This window comes from Caulobacter sp. DMC95 (assembly GCF_056313785.1).
Genome location: NZ_JBQUZP010000001.1, coordinates 765,358 through 782,259, shown reverse-complemented (window position 1 = coordinate 782,259; position 16,902 = coordinate 765,358). Strand labels below are relative to the sequence as shown.

The window sequence follows — 16,902 nt, the reverse complement described above, 5'->3', positions numbered from 1 at the left end:
CTCAGCGGAGGGCGGCGACCGCGTCGAGCGCCTGGAAGTGCTCGACGATCGGTCCCAGCGCCATCGCGGGGAAGAATTGTAGGCCGCCCAGGATCAGGATCACCCCGATCAGGAGGCCGATGAAAAGACCGCCGTCCGTCGGCAGCGTGCCGGCGGTGGGGGCAAGCTTGGGCTTGGTCACGAGGCTTCCGGCGATGGCCAGCACCGCGACGATCGGCAGGAAGCGGCCCAGGGCCATGGCGATCCCAAGGGTTACATTCCACCAGGGCGCGTTGGCCGTTAGGCCGGCGAAGGCCGAGCCGTTGTTGGCCGTGCCCGAGACGTAGGCGTAGAGAATCTCCGACAGGCCGTGCGGCCCGCTGTGCATCAGGCCCTTCAGCGCTTCGGGCAGGACCGCAGCGATCCCGGAAAAGCCCAGCATCGAGAGCGGGATAATCACCACCGCCAGGATCGAGAACTGAATCTCGCGCGCCTCGATCTTCTTGCCCAGATACTCCGGCGTGCGGCCGACCATCAGGCCGGCGACAAACACCGACAGCAGCGCCATGACGACCATGATCGCGACGCCCGAGCCGATGCCGCCGGGCAAGATCTCGCCCAACTGCATCAGGAACATCGCGATCCCGCCGCCCAGGGGCATCAGGCTGGAGTGCATGCCGTTGACCGAACCGTTGGACGCCCCGGTGGTCATGGCGACCCAGGCGGCTGTGGCCGGCGCGCCGAAGCGGACCTCCTTGCCCTCCATGTTCACCGACGTGTCGATTTTGGCGGCGACCTGGGCCGGCGGACTTTGAGTTTCGGCGGCGTAGACGCCGGCGGCGCCCGCGAACAGCAGCACGAAGGCGGCGATGACCAAGGCGCGGATGTCCCTTTTGGCCAGGACGGTGCGACCGAAGGCGAAGAAGGCCGCCCAGCCCAGGGTGTTGATCGAGACCGCCGTGATCAGGTTGGTCAGCGGCGTCGGGTTCTCAAACGGGTGGGCTGAGTTGGCGTTGAAGATGCCCCCGCCATTGATGCCCAGCATCTTGATCGCTTCTTGGGAGGCCACCGCATAAAGCGAGATCTTCTGCTCGGCGCCTTCCAGTGTGTGGGCGGTGACACTCGCGGCCAGGGTCTGGGGCAGCCCGAGAGCGGCGAGCACGACGGCGACCACAAAGGCCAGGGGCAACAGCAGGTACAGCGTGGTGCGCACCAAATCGGCCCAGAAGTTGCCGACGCCCTCGCCGCGATTGGCGACGAACGCCCGCGCCAGGGCCGCCGCGACGGTCGCGCCGGTCGCGGCCGACACGAAGTTCTGCACCGTCAAAACCAGCATCTGGCTGAGCGTCGACAGGGTGGTCTCGCCCGCATAGCTCTGCCAGTTGGTGTTGGTGACGAAGCTGAAGGCGGTGTTGAACGCCAGGTGGCTCGAAAGACCAGGCAAGCCTTGAGGGTTCAGCGGCAGCACGCCCTGCAGGCGCAGCACCGAATAGACGAAGACAAAGCCGATCAGGTTGAACGCCAGCAGGGCCATAGCGTAGGCGTGCCAGCTCTGGCTCCTGGTCGGATCAACGCCGCAGGCCTTGTAGAATACGCCCTCGACGGGACGCAGGACCGGATCGAGAAAGGTCTTCTCGCCGTTCCAGACGCGCGAAAGAAAAACGCCCAGCGGCCAGCCGATGGCGACCGCTAGGCCGAGGGTCAGGGCGATCTCCGCCCATCCTTGCCATGTCATGGAAGAGGTCCGTCAGAATTTGTCGGGCCGCAGCATCGCTGCGACCATGTAGCCGGCGATCGCGATCGCGCCGGCGCCCCACAGGATGTTCACGAGCATCGTCAGACGCGCCTCAGCGCGGCGACGAATGCGCCAAACAGGGCGAACAGGCCAAGCGCCAGCGCCCCCAAAAGAAGATCAGCCATTGCGGCCTCCTTGGATATCGGAGGCGAAGGACCATGGAGGCGCATAAAGGCGCCATGCGGAAGCCGAGCTTGCGCATAAAGGCGGCGTAAAGGGCCCTGAGCTTTGGTCCGCAGGTCGCAGCCGAAAGCTCGCACCTGGGGGCTCGCCCCTGGCGGCGCGTGGGCGAAGCTTCGGGGAGGGCGGCGGCCAGGCCACGGCTATCGCTGGCCAGGGCGAGGGGAAGATCGGCTAGAGCCGCGAGACGATCTCGTCCGGATGGCTATAGGAGATAAACCGGCCAGCGTGGGGCAAGCGCACGATTTTGGCGTCCGGCAGTGACGCGCGCCAATAGGCTTCGGTTTCGGCGGCGTCGTGCATGAAGTCGGTGGCGCCGATCAACAAGGTGAGATTATCGGTTCCGGCTTCGGGCTCGGGTTGGACGCTCGTGGCCTGGAGGACTTGCTCGCGGACAACACCGTCCAGCCGCCCCTGACGGAACGGCAGGATCTTGCGATAGAAGTCCATCAGCAGCGCGGGGTCTTCCATGGCGCGTCGATCCGCCGGGCTTGAGGCGGTCCATTCACGCATAAAGCCTTCGAGGCGCTCCTGGCTGGCGAGCGCGGTCAAGGCGCGAAAGACCGACGCCACAGCCCATGGACGGCTGGCGAAGGCGCGCTTCAGGCTTGGGATCATGCCTTGTGCGCGAGCGCCATACCTCGAGCCAGGTTCGGGCGCGTCAATGATCACCCGATCAACGAGGTCGGGACGAAGGCGGGCAAGCGCCAGCACGATGGGCACCGGCCCGTGCGCGATCCAGGGCAGGCGCGACCAACCCATGTGGTCGCAAAGCGCGCCCATGTCCTGGGCGCAGACCTCCAGATAGGCTTCATCACGCTGATCGGGGCGGGCGGGATCTGTGTCGCCATAGCCTGGCCGATCCGGCGAGATGGGCCGGTAGCCGGCGTTTTGCAAGGCGCCGACCAGCGCGCGATCAACACCGCGACAGTTCATCGTATTGTGCAGGATGATCACAGGCTGCGCGCTCGGCGGGCCGTAGTCGCTGGCGGCGATGCGCCGGCCATCCGGATCGGTCACCAAGATCGTGCGGCTGAACGGCGGCGGATAGGGATCCGAACGGCTCGGTTCGCCGGTGATCATGGTCAGGCCGCGGAGCTCGGCGAACAGCTTGGCCAAGCCGATGGCGCTGTTGACGCCCGTCGCGGCATAGGCTGTGGCGAGGTCCTTCTTGGCCACCGCCTCGGAGACGCCCATTCGCGCCGCCGCCTCGCTTCGGCTCAAGCCATCGGCGATCAGACCCGCCAGGCGGCGCTGGCGATCGGTCAGGGCGAAGAGCGGTTCGGCCAAGGCGTCGTTTTCGCCGCAACCGTCGACGCCGAGCGACCCGACGCCCGCCCAGGTGATCAGGCGTGGAAGGTTTGGCGCCCAGAGGGTGGCGCGCGCGGCGCTCAAATGATCGCGCGCGGTGTTGAAGCTGACGCCGGTTGCGGCGGCCGCAGCGTTGACGTCGGCGTGCTCATAAAGGGCGATAAGCGTGCGGATCACCGCCGGCGTCAGGCCAAAGGCTTCGCCAAACGCCCGTAGCCGCGCGCGTGCGCCGTCGGGCGAGAGTCGACAGACCGCCACGCCGCGTTGATGGGGCGTGATGGCAGGCGTGCGCCAGGCGCGCGCCTGATCGGCGAGCGCGACGGCGACAGGCTGGTTCACGCCAGCACCGCTCTCGATAAACCCATAGGCCGTCGAAGTCCGCACGCTGAGCGCCAGACGGACGAGCTCGATCCGACTGTCGAGGGCCAAGCGCGACAGGAAGCCTGCAGGGTCCACGAGCACCTGGGCGTCCTGTGACAGAACGCCGACGTCCACGACCGGGGGAGGGGCGTTGAGTGCGGGATCCGCTCTTGGGCGCATGCGTGAACTACGACTCATCGCCGCTTTTTGGATGCATCCCGTAACGCTGACGTGGGCCGCCTAGGCTTGTCCACAGGCTAAACACCACCGGCTGCAACACTTGGTCTAGCGGCTGGCGCGCGCCACCTCGAGCGCGCGCAAACAGAAGGCCCTGATGAACCCTACAAATGGGGATTAGCCGCGCGGGCGGTCTCTCATAGCGTTACAGGCGACTACAGGGGCGCTGCGCATGCCGAGCTATTTCCAGACCGTCAAATTCACCATGCCCATCGTGGCGGGGTTTAACCTCTACTGGGCCGACGACATCGCGGTCGCCGACTTCAGCAACGACGGCAAAGTCGACGTGCTGATCTCCTATCACGCGCTCGACAACGTCACGCTGCCGCTGCGATTGCTCGGCGGCGACGGCTTGGGGGGCTTCACGGACATCACCTCGCAGGTGTTCGGCGCGAGCAAACCCGTCGCGGTCCACGCTAACCAGCTGATCACCGCCGACTTCAACGCCGACGGAAAGCCAGACCTGTTCGTGTTGGACTCAGGTCACGACTTCAGCCCCTATCCGGGGTATCCCGACGGCCTCTATCTGGCAGGCAACGGCGCGCTGACGCGCGCGACGCTGCCCAATCTCTCGGACTTTGGCCATTCGGCGTCGGTGGGCGATATCGATGGGGACGGGGATCCTGACATCTATGTCGGCAACATCCACGGGCAGGCCGATATCGGGCCCTATTTCCTCATCAACGACGGGCGGGCCAACTTCACCGCCGATACGACACGTCTGCCGACCGTCGTCGCCAAGATGCAGGGCGAGGTCTACACCGCTTCGCTCCTCGCCGACTTCAACGGCGACGGCAAGGCGGATCTGTTTCTGGGGTCTATCGGGCTAGACGCTTCCAAGCCCGGCGTCTGGTGGAACGACGGAACCGGTCGCTTCACGACCCGCACCGCCACGCCTGAACTGAACTTGCCTGGCGTCGAGACCTATACGAGCGCCGCCGCGGTTGATCTCAATGGCGATGGCCGTCTGGATATCCTCGCTGGCCTTGGGCTGGAGTCCTACTCAAAGGGCGGGCTTCAGATCCTGATCAATCTGGGCGGCGGCCAGTTCGCCGATGAGACCACGGCGCGGATCGCCTTACCGCCCCAGGTGACGGCGGGCGCCGGCGGCTTCTTCCGCCCGCTGCTCTATGACGTCAATCGCGACGGCTATGTCGATATTGTCCTCAACGGCTTTTCGACCACGCCGATCCTGCTGAACGACGGATCGGGTCGTTTCTTGGCGATGCCTGCGGCTTTGCTTGACCCCCCGACGCCCAATGCCGGCGCCATCACCTACTATCCCTATCCCGACAGCGCGCCGCGACCGCCGCCGGCCGTCTGGGTCGATCACTTTGCGGTCGGCGATTTCAATCGCGACGGCCGCACCGACTTCATCAGCGCGCGCGGGACGACCTACCAGGCGTCCGAGGACTATGTCGTGTTCCTGGGCGTCGATAGTGGCTCGGTTCATACCGGAACGGCCTCGGCCGACGGCCTGATGGGCGACAGCGACGCAGAAACCCTGAACGGTCTGGCGGGAGACGACGTCATCTTTGCGGGCGGCGGCGCTGACACTCTGCTGGGCGGAGATGGCGCTGACCGTCTGGTCGGGGGCGCCGGCGATGACCAGATCGACGGCGGCGCCGGCGAAGACGTCGCCTACTACAGCGGCGCACGGACCGCTTATGTGATCACCGCCACGGCGAACGGCTGGCGCATCAGCGATGGTCGAGGGACCGATGGCGTCGACCTCGTCAAAGACGTCGAAACGCTGCAGTTTGGCCAATCGGCGCTGAGCTTGCCCGGCCATCTCGTAGGCTTGGCGGTCGACAGCCTGCTCCGGGAGAACCCGCTTGCCGAGGTCCGCGCGGCCCAAACGCTGGAGTGGAGCGCGAAAATCGCCAGCGGCGCGCTGACGATGTCCGGCGTGGTCGACGCCGTCGTCCGAGCCGCCGGCGCGTCGACCTCTGTGGCGACGCTCGCCTACCAGTTCTTCACCGGCAAGATCCCGAGCCTGGCCGGGGTGGACTATCTGGTCTCGCCGACCGGACCCAATCCCAACAACCTCAACAGCGCCTACTACCAGACGTTCAATCTGGAGAACCGCTACATCAACTTCGCGGTCAATCTGGGCAAGATCGGCGAGGGAAACGCCAAGTTTACGGCCGACTACGGGTCGCTGTCGCTGTTCGAGGCCACGCGCAAGGCTTATGGCGCGATCTTCGGCGGCGCGCCCAACGACGCCAAGGTCCATGCCCTGATCGATAGCCGCGTCGACTACTTCGCCTACTATGGCGGTGACGGCGCAAACGGCGTCGGGACCAAGGCGGCGATGGTGGGTTGGCTGCTCGCCGAGGCGCAGAAGGCCGATCTTGGCGTCATGGTGCGCTCGAACGACGCATGGCTGACCGACCTCGCCGACGGTACGGCGCCCTTCGCCATCGACCTCCTGGATCCGGCGAAGGGCTACTACAAGACCGACTTCATCTTCGGGGGCAGCTGAGGCAGGCCCAGCGCTCATCGACACGCAGCCAGCCCCGCCAAGCCAGGCTGAAGACCGACCCGGACGGATTGGCCCTAGGCTGCGCGCCGATCTTGAGTCTTAGCCGCAGTAGGCCGCATTAACGTTTGAGCACGGATCGTAAGGCGCCCCGTTTACCGGCGCGGCGGGTGGAACGTTCGACGGCTGGCTGGCGACATACAACGACACCAACACGCTGGGCGCGCTCGATCCGTCTGTTGACGCGGTGATGATGTTGACGCCTTGGGCTTCAAGCCCTGCCTTCACCGAAGGCTGGCTTGCGACCTGAAACGCCATCTGGTCCGACACGTCGCGACCAATGGCGACGGCGACGCCAGAGCTGATCCTGCCGTCCGCCACGGCCTTGTTCAGAGCCTGAACGAGAAGTTCGGGTGTAAAACTAAAAGATAAAAGGCCTCTGGCCACGGTCTCTTTGATCTTCGCGATCTTCTCTGCGGGTGACAGGGATGCAAACCCGGGAGAATCTTGAGCGATCTTCGCTCTAACTCCAATATACAAGGCAAGGTAATTTAGGTCGACCTTCAAGGGTTCTTGAGAAACCCTTAGCTCAGCTGGGTTTGACTTGAAGATCGGCGTCTGCGCGACGCTCGCGCCAGCAGCGGCGGCGATCGCCACGACGGAGGCGGCCACGGATACGATACGGCGAAACGACATCATTCAATCCCAGTCTAGAGAGCCAGTCCGGCACCTCAGGCAAAAATCAATATCTCTATATTCTTTCGCAGTTGCGCAGAATGTTGGAGGGCAATAATTCGAAAATGCCCTCGCTGCAAAAAGTTTCGGCGATTATAGAGAAATATTGGCGTCGTCTTCGCTTTTGGCGCGAGTTTTTAACGCCGATCCGAGCCGCGCTTTGCGAGGTAGGCCGCCACCCAATCTATTGTGCTTGAAAAGTCTCGCCTCGGGCGTCGAGCTCAGCGCCAGCGCCGCTTTGGACATGCGTTTCGTCTCTGAGGTCGCCGTTGACGCAGGTGTTTACATGGCGCGGAGAGGCGGCCGCGACGCGTTACGCCCCCGGAGCGGACGGCCCGCAGGCTAGCGCCATCATGTCTAGATCGTCGAGCCTCACTGCCTACTTGGCGCCCGGTGGTGGAACCGAACTCTCAGCGCACTGGCTGGCGTCGCCGGCCTTGCAGGCCGCAACGCGTGCGCGCCAGGCGGCCATGCTGGCCTCATACTCGGCCTTTTGCGCGGTGAGCTTGGCTTCGTACTCAGCCTTCTGAGCTTTCACCCGCGCATCGTGATCGGCCATCTGTTTGGCGAAGTCATCGGCGGCCTTCTTCTGAGCGGCTTCATAGTCAGCTTGCTTCTGCCGATCACGGGCTTGCGCCGCGTCCAGGGCTTCGCGGACCTTGGCGTTGAGTTGATCAGCCTCCGCTTCGGTCGTTGGGGATGACGCAGCCGCCGCGGCGGTGGGGTCTGGCGCGGCGACCGCCACAAGCGGCGCCTGGGCTGGCGCGCTTGGGGGCGGCGACTTTGCGGTCGTGGGGACGGGTTGCGCCGCCGGTGGAGGGGCGATCTTGGCGACGGATGGGGGCGCGGCGACCGGCGGGCTTTTGGCGGGGAGGGCTGTTTGCGGCGCGCCGACGGGGGCGGCGAGCGACATGGGCGTGTCTGTCAGGCGATAACGACACGTGAAGGCATGGCCTTGTGCGCCCTTGAGGTTGGTCGCAGGGCGTTCTTCGCAGGCGGGCGTCGGTTCAACATAGAGGCTCAGCCCTTCGAGCGTGTCCTGAAGGCTCGTCTGTATCAGGGCGTAGACGCCAGAGGTCTCACCGGCTGCGCCGAAGTTGCGCTCGCCTTGCGGACCGTCCGGAAAAAAGCGCGTCACGCCCAGGTGTCCGGCTTCGATCGTCAGCCAGCGATCGGGCGTCTGGTAGATGCGACGGCTCTCCGCCAAGGCAGAGCCCTGGCTGCTCAGCACAAGCGCCGCGACGATGGGCCAAACGCGCTTGGCGTTGATGAAGCGACGCACGCTCATCGCTTGGCCTGGGCGCTGTTGGGTGCGGACGCGGCGATGTCGGCGGCCGATCGCGTCCGCCCCCAACCCACGCGGCAACGGCCCTCGGCGTCACCCTTCAGTCGTAACGGCACATTGCGCAGGTAGGCGCCGCCTTCGGTCTGGGCCACGGCCGTGAACGCGCTGCGTTCGGCCGAGGTCGCGTAGACGATCTCGCCAGGCAGATTGTCCCAGTAGCGAATGTCGGCGGCGGGCTTGGCGGCGTTGGCGGTCATCGATCCGATCATGCTGAGCGCGGCGATCCCGGCTGAGGCGTAGGCCATGCCTTTGACCCCGCTCATGTTCACGTTGTAGCCCTGCGCCATCAAATTCTGGGCTTGGGACGCCATGGTGCTGGTGGTCTGCAGAGCGATCATAGCCGTCTGCGACATGGTGTTGGAAAACTGCTCTGCGCCAGCCTTGAAGGATGCTTTGCCCGCCAGGATCCCATCGATGGCGCGCCCGCCGCGGGTGCTGGCCTGGAAGAAGACGTTCTCGACCGTGGCGGCCTGCAGGGGCTTGTCGGCAGGTCCCTCGGCCTGGGTGATCGGCGCTTCGATGCGAAGGCCGTAGGGAACCAGCGCCGCCTTGGCGGCGGCTTCCTCTTTGACGGCCAGGGCGCTGGCCTCACGCGCTGCCGCGACACGCCCGGCGCTGGCTTGCGCTTCTGCATCGGCCTGATCGGCGGCGAGGGCCGCCTTGAGGGCGATGGAAAGATAGGCGTTGTCCTCGATGCGCTTGGCGCGGGCGAGGGCCTCCTGAGCCTGGGCTTGCGCCTTCTCGGCGTCGGCCTTGGCCTTCTGCGCGGCCTTCTCGGCGGCCGTCAGTTTGGGCGGCGCGGCGCTCGGAGCTGGCGCGACGTCGGATGAAACCAGCGCAGGCGCAGACGGCGGCGGCGTGTAGACTTCAGCGGGGAGCAGGGCGGCGCGCGCCTCGACGGCCTGGGCGGTGGCCTCAGCCATGGCGCGCGCGGTCTGCGCCTTGGCGATGAGGTCAGCTTGGGCGGCGCTGGCGGCTGTCACAGCCTCCGCCGCGTTCTGGCGCGCGGCCATGGCCTGGCTGGCGGTGCGCAACAACGTCGCCGTAGCGTTCTCGCTCAGAAACGCCATGCGCCCTTCGGGGTAGCTTTGGCCGCGGTAGCGCAGGTTCTCGCTATACTGGCCGTCGGCGTATTTCTGGGGGCCAAGCCCCATGTCCGCGATCAGCAGCGTGCGGTCGCCTGGGCCTGGCGTTTGCAAGCCCTCGCGCAGGGTCTTGGCGTTGGCGTAGAACTCCTCGGCGCGAACGCTGTCGCCCAGGCATTGGGTGGCCCAGCCAGCGAGGACCTCAAACAGCGCATAGTCGGACTTGTAACGCTGGTCCTCCGCGAAGGCGTCCTGGATCTGGCCTTGCAGAAAGCTGGCTCTGGCGTTCTCGTAGTCGCCTTCTCCAAGATAGAGCAGGCCGCGATAGTAGTAGGCCATCGCCCGCTCATAGGCCTCGCCTTTGAAGTCCTTGGTCGACTCGCGAACAAACTTGGAGCGGGCTCGCTCAGCCTTGGGATTGTCCGCGTAGATCGCCTCAATCCGCTCCAGCGCCTGATCGAAAGCGCCTGCGGCTACGGCGTCTTCTCCCTGGTCCATCGCCGCCAGCCCGGCGCGGGTCAGGTTCAGCACGCGGTTGCGCTCGCCTTCGGTGATGACATTGCCAAACAGCGGCCGCAGCGCGGCGGGCTTATCGGCGAGATAGACGTCCAGTTCGCTGGGCTTAGGGGGCTTGCTCCCCGCGTGAGCCGGGAGCGCCAGGGTCGCAGACGAGAGCGCCGCCAAGGCCAGGCCCGCAAGCAGCCTTAGGCGCAGGCGGCCTTTTGCGCGTCGGATATCATTCGCCACAGGTCTCGCCCCAAGCCCGTCGATGATCAGGCCGTTACGCTGAGCAAAGCCGGTCAGGGAGTCAACCAAGCTTGGCCCCCGCGCGAAGGGCGGTTGTCACGCTTCAGAATCTAGCGTTTCGTCAGATTTGGAGGGGCTCCATGCGCAATAGAGACAAGCATTTCGTGATCAGCCGCGCCGTCGCGCTTGCGCTCATGTGCAGCGCGTTCGCCGCTGCGCCCGCGTCGGCTCAGAAAAAGCCGAGCGATTCAGGCCTGGGCGTGCGCGACATCAAGCCTGGTGATCGCGGCGTCGTTTCGGGGCTTGGCATTGGCGGTCGAGACATCGTCATCATGTCTGACGCCATGGCGCGTGACCTGATGTCGGTGCCCAGACTGGCCGCGGCGGCCACTCCGCCTCGGGTGGTGATCGACGATCGCTTCTTTGAGAACACCTCATCGCAGCGGATGAACAAGGCGATGATCACCGATCGTCTGCGCGTCGCGCTCAACAGGTCCTCTGCGGGGCGGATGGTGTTTATCGGCCGCCAGATGCAAAACATGATCGCTGAAGAGCGCGACCTCAAGCGCGACGGGGTGGTCGATTCTGGCACGACGGGCCTGGCCCAGCGTCCGGCCGGCGTCGATTATCGCCTGTCGGGCAAGATCAGCTCGGAAGACGCCACAGACGGGCGCACCGGCGCGGTTCAGCGCTACATGCAGATCCTGTTCGAGATGCATGATCTTGAGACCGGCGAGATCATCTGGAGCAATATGTACGAGTTCGAGCGGGCCGGCGCTGACGACGTGGTCTACCGCTGATGCGCCGCCCGGCCTTTCTTCTGATGAGCCTTGCTCTGGCGATCGCGCCGTGGGGCGCCTTGTCCTTCGATAGGTCGAGCCAGGCGGCGGCGAACGCTCAGGTGCTCAAGCCGCAGAACGTCATCGACTGCAATACGCGCAAGGCCAACAAGGCGCCGCCGGCGGGGTCAGAGATGCTCGCCCCGCTGCGCAAGGGGGCGTTCACCGCGGTGCCGCTCGATGCGGTGCAGTTTATCGACAAGTCGCTGCGCAAGGCCGTCGTGGTGCAAAGCGTGGTCGCCAGGCGCACGCCGACTGACACGGTCGAGGTTGTGGCGCGGCTGGTGAACTGCACCAAAACGCCGTTGCAGCTGCAGGCGCGGGTCAGCTTCCTGACAGACGTGCAGACCCCAAGCGAGCCGACGAGCGCCTGGCGAGAGGTGTTTCTCGATCCCAAAGCCTTTGGCGTCTATTCCGAAAAGTCGATGTCGGTCGAAGCCGCCAGCTACCTGATCGAGGTGCGCCGTGCGGACTAGGTTTGTAGGCGCGCTGGCCCTGGCGGCCCTGGGGCTGGGCGCTGGCTCGGTTCATGCGCAGGCGCCGCCCGTGCAGCGACCCAGTCCGCCCCCGCAATGGCGCGATGGACCAGCGGTTCTAACCGCGCCGCCAGCCACCGATCCCGACGCGGGCACCAAGGCCGCCAGCGCCGCCTTTGGGCGCTGGTATCAGGCGATGGAGCGTCCCAGCCTGCTGGTTTTCTGGAACCGGAAGTATACGGACCAGGTGATGACCGAACGCGGTCTGACCTATCGTGAAACCGAAACGCGCGGGCCTGGATACACAGAGTTCACTGCGGGTGTGGAGCGCGCTCCGGCCTCTGACGCCCGCCACGCCGATATGGATCCAGGACGCTCGGACGCGCTGGAAACAGGATTCGTGAACGCCTTTCTCGAGCAGGGTGTGCGGCTGATTGATCGCGACGCCCTGATCCGCAAGCTGTCGCTGCAAACCGACCGCGCCGAACGGTTCGACATGCAACAGCTCGAGACCAAGGCGCTTGAAAATGGCGCGGCCTATCTGGTTGAGGTCTTGCCGCAACCTGACGCAGCGTCCCCCACGGGGTGGGCCTTTACGGTCCGTCTGAAGCATTTGCCGAGCGCGAGCTTGGTTGGCCAGGTCAGAACCCTGGCGACGCCGCCGGCGGGACCATCGCGCTATGTGGCGACGAGCCAGGGTTACGAGAAGCGGACCGTTGACCGGGTCAGCCTCGCCAACGTGGCCCAGCAGCTCTCCAGCGAAGTGATGAGCAGTTTTGTTCGCTCGCCAAAGCCCTGAGCGCGCCGGATAAAAGCATACGATCCTTGCGGGGGCGACAGCCGAAAGGACGGTTTGAGGTCGAAGGTTGCAAGATGATCGCTTGGGAAAGAGCGCTGGTTTTTGCAGCGTCACCCGTGAAGCCGAACGCCCGGTTCAAAGAGGGGCGGACTGTCCGATGCGCGTTCGGCGTCAACCGTTGCGCAGCGCGTTGAGGACCTCATGTGGGTGGGTCATGGCCAGGAACCGCCCGGCGCCCTCCACATGTCGGAACCGCGCGGCCGGCAAAGCCGCCCGCCAGTATCGCTCAACATGCGTAGGGTCGTGCATGGGGTCCTGTGCTCCGATTAACACGCGCCAGTCCTCCGTGGCGGCGAGCGGCTCGGGCGCCGCGCCCCGGGCGATGGCGATCTGTTCGGCGACATAACCATCGACGCGTCCTGCGCCAAACATCCGAATGGAACGCCAGTAGTCCTCGACAAACCGCGGGTCGAGCATCGCCTGTTCATCAGGCGCGCTTCCGTGAACCGAGTGCCGCATCATGCGCACGGCGCGCTCGCGCGTTAGCCCGCCGCCCAATAGGCGGGCGATATGACCAATGAGCTCTGGGCGCCGGTAATAGGCCTCTTTGAACGCGCCGAACGCGCCGCGCCGACGGTCGTCAGGCTCGGTATGCGGGTCAGGGTTGACCAGGACAACACGACCCAAACGCTCTGGAGCGCGCTGGGCGATGGCGACGACCACCTGCGCTCCACCCCGGGCGACGATGTCGACCCACGGCAGCTTCAAAACGTCGAGGACCGCCAAGACATCATCGACGGCCTCGGCGAACGGATCATGTTCGCCCGGACGACAGCCCAGCTTTGGATCGCTGAGCCCAAAGCCTGGCCTATCGATGGCCAAGGGCCGGTAGCCCGCGTCGCGCAGCGCCGCGACCAAGCGCGTGGGGGCAAACCGTGAGGTCGAGCTGGAGTGGACAACAAGCACGGGCCGCCCGTCGGGATCTCCATAGTCGCTCCAGGCGATGCGACTACCATCGGCGCGCGGCGTAAGCCGCAACGGCTCGGCGCGTGGGTCCAGGGGGCCAAGACCCTCGGGGGCGGCGCCGAGCAGGGCGCCGGCGGCGCTGATCGTGGTGACCGCCTTGGCCAATGCGCTGGCGTTGGCCACCCCCAGGGTCGTGAAAATGTGGTCCAGCTCTTTGCGAACGACCGCCAGCGACAGGTTCAGGGTGCGCGCGACCTCTTCTCGCGCTGCGCCGCCTCCCGCCAGGAAGGCGATCGAGGCCTGTTTGGGCGAAAGACCCCAGACATCGATCAGCAAGGCGGCGTGGTCAGCGCGCGAGGGCAAAACGCCAAAGGCCAGAGAAGATAGCGACGCCACCAGATCGGGCAGCCTGCGCGCGCCCGTCCGCTTGTAGATCTCGGCGAGGCTTTCGCGCGCAGTGGTGTGGGAGACGCCAAGGGTTGCGGCGGCCTCCTTGATCGACCGTGACCGCAGCACCTGCGCGACCAGTCTGGTCTGGGCGGGGGTCAGACCAAAACTGGCGCACGCTTGGGCGATGGGCCCCTCGTGCGTCGCCAGGGTCGTCAGCACCACGACAGCGCCATCGCGGGGCGTAAGATCAAGGTCAGGCGGCAACCGCCACGCCGGGCGCGCCTGATCCAGCGGCGCATAGATGAAGACGGCGGGCGTGGCCTCTTCGCCTGATTCCAAGGTCACGGGCGCCACGACCGGACGGTTCAGTCTTAGCGCTTGCTGCGCCCGTGCGGGGTCGATGTGGACGGCCCCGCGCTCTTTGGCGAACAGCTTTGAGGCGCTGAGCACCGCGCCGTCGCCCCGCAGAAGGGCGGCCGCTACGTTGCGGATGTCCAGGATCGGAGAAAAACGGGCGTCGCCAGGGTCTTGCGCGATCAGGTCCTGCAAGGCCTGGGGGGAGACACGCACCATGTCGATGACACGATCAGCGTCGTCGATGACCGCTTCAATAAAATCGGGAAGACGCGTCGGGTCGCCAGGCTCACGATCCAACAAACCATACCTCAGACTTCACCACCCGCGCGAAGGATGCCGCGCCAAGGCTGGGGAAAAACTTGGCTTGGAAGCGATCAAAGGTCCAGCCGTACCCTACAGGTGGCGATGGCCGCCCTCTCGGGTCGGGCTAGCGTAGCGGGCCACGCCCGTCGTGCTGGCCTGGTTTTTCGTTTGGAGCGGACATGTCCACAAGCTTTCAGGCCCTTTCCTTCTCGCTGAGTCTGCGCGCGGGATTGAGCGCCGCCTTCGTCCATGAGTTTGCGGTCGCGGACTTCACGGGCGACGGCAAGCTGGATATCGCTCTGAGCTATTTCCTGTATCCGCTTGAGGACAGGGCGGTCCCGATCCGGCTGCTGGTGGGCAACGGGTCTGGCGGCTTCACCGACGCGACGACCTCGGTGTTCGGCGCCGAGCCGCCTGTGACCGTGCACGGCCGCGAGATCATCGTCGCCGATTTCAACAAGGACGGCCGCCCGGACGCCTTCTTCGCTGACCATGGCTATGACACCGCGCCCTTTCCGGGCGCCCGCAACGCGCTGATGCTGTCGTCGGGCGCGACCGGGCTGATCAACGCCACCGCGCGGTTGCCGACCCTGACCGACTTCAGCCACTCGGGGGCCGTGGGCGACATCGACGGCGATGGCGATCTGGACCTCTATGTCGGCAACTACAACGGCGGGACCGAGGAGGCGTCCTACTTCCTGATCAATGATGGCGCGGCCAACTTCACGCTCAGTCGCGCCGGCCTGCCAACCGACATCGCGTCCGGCCTCTACAACTCCCCGGCCAGCCTGCTTTTCGACGCAGACGGCGACGGTGACCTCGACCTGCTGCTGACGCCCAACGAGACCCAGACCCAGAGCGCGCGCCTGCTGAAGAACGATGGCAAGGGCGGCTTCACCAGCCTGTCCTCTTTCGTCATGCCCAAAAACGGCGCGATGGAGTCGGTCATCGAGGCCAGGGCCGCCGACCTCAACGGCGACGGAAAGCTGGACCTGGTGCTCACCACCGTCGTCGATCTTTGGAAGCCTGGTGGGACCCAGATCTGGATCAACGATGGTCAGGGCGGGTTCGCCAACGAGACCTCCGCGCGTTTGCCGGTTCAGGTCACCGAGGACTGGTACACGCGCACCCAGGTGGTCGACTTGAACGGCGACGGCTATGTCGACCTGTTGACCTTCAACAGCCACAACCAGGCGGCGTTTTTGAACGATGGCTCGGGCCGCTTCGTCCAGTTGCCGTCGGGCTGGTTAGGCAACAATCAATACGATCGCCTGGTGGCGGCCGACGTCAATGGCGACGGGCGCATGGACGTGGTGGCCTGGCGCGGCGTCTGGGACGGCGCTGAGCAGTTCACTGTCCACCTTGCCGTCGATGCGGGGACGACGGTCAGCGGCGGCGGCGGAGCCGACGCCTTGGTTGGCGATGCTCGGGCCGAGACCCTGAACGGCCTGGCGGGCGCTGACGTGATCTTTGGCGCGGCCGGTGACGATAGGCTGAACGGCGGCGACGGCGCGGATGTCCTGGTCGGCGGGGCCGGTAAGGACGTGATCGACGGCGGGGCCGGCGCCGACGAGGCGCGTTATGGCGGGCGGTCAAGCGACTACGCGATCAGCGTGTCCGCCAATGGCTGGACCGTCACTGACAACCGGGCCCAGTCGCCGGACGGAACCGACACGCTGATCAATGTCGAGACCCTGAACTTCGCTGACAAGAGCATCAGTCTCGGCGACCTGCAGGTGGGGCTCGCAGTCGCGTCGCTGCTGAGAACCAGTCCGACGGCCGGCGTCGGCGCGACCATGATGGCCGACCTGACGGCCAAGATCACGGGCGGCGCGCTGACCACGTCGGCGGCCATCGGCGAGGTGGTCAAGGCCGCCGACCAGACGACCTCGGTCGCAACGCTCAGCTATCTCTTCTTCACGGGCAAGATCCCAAGCCAAGCCGGGGTGGACTATCTGGTCGCGGCGACGGGGCCAAACGGCAACAACCTCAACAGCGCCTATTACCAGACCTTCAATCTGGAAAACCGCTACATCAACTTCGCGGTCAATCTGGGCAAGATCGGCGAGGGCGCGTCCAAGTTCACCGCCGAGTACGGGACGCTGTCGCTGTTCGAGGCCACCCGCAAGGCCTATGGCGCGATCTTCGGCGGTACGCCCAGCGAGGCCAAGGTCCATGCCCTGATCGACAGCCGCGTCGACTATTTCGCCAGCTATGGCGGCGACGGCGCCAACGGGATCGGAACCAAGGCGGCCATGGTCGGCTGGCTGCTGGCCGAAGCGGAGAAGGCAGATCTTGGCGTGATGGCCCGCACCAACGCCGCCTGGCTCACTGACCTGGCTGACGGAAGCGCGCCGTTCGCCATCGACATCCTCGACCCCGCCAAGGGCTACTACAAGGCCGACTTCATTTTCGGGGGCGGGTGAACGTCCCCTTGGGCGTCATGGCGATGAGCCCTCACCGGGGCGACATGATGCTCCCAGCTCTTTGGAAATGTCCTAGGCCTATTGATTGGC

11 protein-coding genes are annotated in these 16,902 nt (G+C 65.6%); 5 read left to right on the top strand and 6 right to left on the bottom strand.

Features of this window, described 5'->3' with window-relative positions:
* Window position 1 precedes the first annotated feature (1 nt).
* On the bottom strand, window positions 2–1,714 hold the full coding sequence (kdpA, locus tag ACT53N_RS03705; RefSeq protein ID WP_476062608.1) for a potassium-transporting ATPase subunit KdpA: 1,713 nt from the start codon (window positions 1,712–1,714) through the stop codon (window positions 2–4).
* Window positions 1,715–2,128: 414 nt separating this feature from the next.
* Entirely contained in the window at window positions 2,129–3,823 is a 1,695-nt protein-coding gene (locus ACT53N_RS03700) for a bifunctional helix-turn-helix transcriptional regulator/alpha/beta hydrolase (RefSeq protein ID WP_476062607.1), read from the bottom strand.
* A 211-nt stretch (window positions 3,824–4,034) separates the two neighbouring features.
* On the opposite strand from ACT53N_RS03700, the gene ACT53N_RS03695 reads away from it, so the two are divergent.
* On the top strand, window positions 4,035–6,347 hold the full coding sequence (locus tag ACT53N_RS03695; protein WP_476062606.1) for an FG-GAP-like repeat-containing protein: 2,313 nt from the start codon (window positions 4,035–4,037) through the stop codon (window positions 6,345–6,347).
* 99 nt (window positions 6,348–6,446) lie between these two features.
* Here the strand turns inward: ACT53N_RS03695 and ACT53N_RS03690 are convergent, their stop codons facing one another.
* The 3 genes from ACT53N_RS03690 to ACT53N_RS03680 form a co-directional block, all read right to left on the bottom strand.
* Entirely contained in the window at window positions 6,447–7,040 is a 594-nt protein-coding gene (locus ACT53N_RS03690) for a hypothetical protein (protein ID WP_476062605.1), read from the bottom strand.
* A 418-nt stretch (window positions 7,041–7,458) separates the two neighbouring features.
* A complete protein-coding gene (locus ACT53N_RS03685) occupies window positions 7,459–8,367 on the bottom strand; it encodes a hypothetical protein (protein WP_476062604.1) in 909 nt (302 codons plus the stop codon).
* A complete protein-coding gene (locus ACT53N_RS03680; RefSeq protein ID WP_476062603.1) occupies window positions 8,364–10,325 on the bottom strand; it encodes a hypothetical protein in 1,962 nt (653 codons plus the stop codon). Before ACT53N_RS03680 ends, ACT53N_RS03685 begins: the two co-directional genes overlap by 4 nt.
* A gap of 71 nt (window positions 10,326–10,396) precedes the next feature.
* Between ACT53N_RS03680 and ACT53N_RS03675 the strand changes: the two genes are divergently transcribed.
* The 3 genes from ACT53N_RS03675 to ACT53N_RS03665 are packed head-to-tail and all read left to right on the top strand — an operon-like array spanning window position 10,397 to window position 12,370.
* Complete coding sequence (locus tag ACT53N_RS03675) at window positions 10,397–11,056, top strand: hypothetical protein (protein WP_476062602.1); 660 nt, start codon at window positions 10,397–10,399, stop codon at window positions 11,054–11,056.
* Window positions 11,057–11,079: 23 nt separating this feature from the next.
* Window positions 11,080–11,571, top strand: a complete 492-nt coding sequence (locus tag ACT53N_RS03670) for a putative periplasmic lipoprotein (RefSeq protein WP_476062601.1) — start codon at window positions 11,080–11,082, stop codon at window positions 11,569–11,571.
* The gene (locus ACT53N_RS03665; protein ID WP_476062600.1) at window positions 11,561–12,370 is read left to right on the top strand and encodes a hypothetical protein; all 810 of its coding nucleotides are present in this window, start codon (window positions 11,561–11,563) and stop codon (window positions 12,368–12,370) included. Before ACT53N_RS03670 ends, ACT53N_RS03665 begins: the two co-directional genes overlap by 11 nt.
* A 171-nt stretch (window positions 12,371–12,541) precedes the next feature.
* On the opposite strand, the gene ACT53N_RS03660 is transcribed toward ACT53N_RS03665, so the two are convergent.
* Window positions 12,542–14,380, bottom strand: coding sequence for an alpha/beta fold hydrolase (locus tag ACT53N_RS03660; protein ID WP_476062599.1), 1,839 nt, complete (start codon window positions 14,378–14,380; stop codon window positions 12,542–12,544).
* A gap of 185 nt (window positions 14,381–14,565) precedes the next feature.
* On the opposite strand from ACT53N_RS03660, the gene ACT53N_RS03655 reads away from it, so the two are divergent.
* Window positions 14,566–16,812 carry an FG-GAP-like repeat-containing protein gene (locus ACT53N_RS03655; protein WP_476062598.1) on the top strand — a complete coding sequence of 749 codons (2,247 nt, stop codon included), beginning with the start codon at window positions 14,566–14,568 and terminating at the stop codon, window positions 16,810–16,812.
* Window positions 16,813–16,902: the final 90 nt, after the last annotated feature.